Genomic DNA, 794 nt, shown 5'->3' with positions numbered 1-794 from the left:
AAAGGAAGTTACACAAAATTATTTACAGGCCCATTTTTAGGTGAAAAGTCACCCTACGAAGAACGTAAACAATTCTTGTCCATCCTGTATCGTTTGACGCAGGAAGGGCGTATAAAACTTGCTTTTGACGGGAAGTTTCTTGAGGGCACTATTGAGGAACAGGTGCAACTTTATTCCGATCGATGACCCAAAGATGAGCGTAAATTAGCGGGTTTTGGCTTTCAATTTACGGAAGATAAACACGGTAACTTAATTGAGTTTTGGCCAATGTGTGGTTTTGTGTGGATTTATGAAGACGGCTCAATGGAGGGCACTTAGATTCAAGTCTTCAAGTTGCGGTTCGATGCGGGTCTAACGATACCGACCGTGGGTATCACTGCGGGTGCCAATCGAGGCAAAGGTTACGGCAACGCCGACAGCGTAACACACCGTCAGACACAGATTGGTGATGGCACCAGCCTGACGACATTGCAGGCATCACTTTGCGCGGTGCACAGGTGTTGGGCGAGAGGGTGCAGATCGCCACTGAGAAACTTCACATCGAGAGCGTACAGGACACAGCGACTTATGAGGGCAAACAACAGAGCCTAGGTGGTCAGCTGACGGTGGGGGTGGGTGCTTCTGGGGGTGCAAACCTGAGTCGCTCAACGATCCAAGCCGATTACGCAAGCGTCATTCAGCCGTCAGGCGTTTATGCTGGTGACGGGGGCTATCAGATCGTGGTGAATAATCACATTGATTTAGGGCTTCGCTGAAAGGGTATGGAATTCCGGCTGCTAAGTCTGTGGGTGAAG

General features: G+C 49.5%; 2 protein-coding genes. Both read left to right on the top strand.

Annotated features, from left to right (window positions below; translation table 11 throughout):
- The coding region (locus HMPREF3179_RS06165) for a DUF596 domain-containing protein (protein ID WP_141743450.1) at positions 1-186 on the top strand (186 nt) is incomplete at its 5' end.
- Positions 187-482: 296 nt separating this feature from the next.
- On the top strand, positions 483-755 hold the full coding sequence (locus tag HMPREF3179_RS06160; RefSeq protein WP_070470093.1) for a hemagglutinin repeat-containing protein: 273 nt from the start codon (positions 483-485) through the stop codon (positions 753-755).
- Positions 756-794: the final 39 nt, after the last annotated feature.

Source organism: Oligella sp. HMSC09E12 (assembly GCF_001808505.1).
In the GTDB taxonomy this organism is placed as follows: Bacteria; Pseudomonadota; Gammaproteobacteria; order Burkholderiales; family Burkholderiaceae_B; genus Oligella; species Oligella urethralis.
Note: the sequence above shows the minus strand (reverse complement) of the source record. Positions and strands in the feature narration are given on the sequence as shown.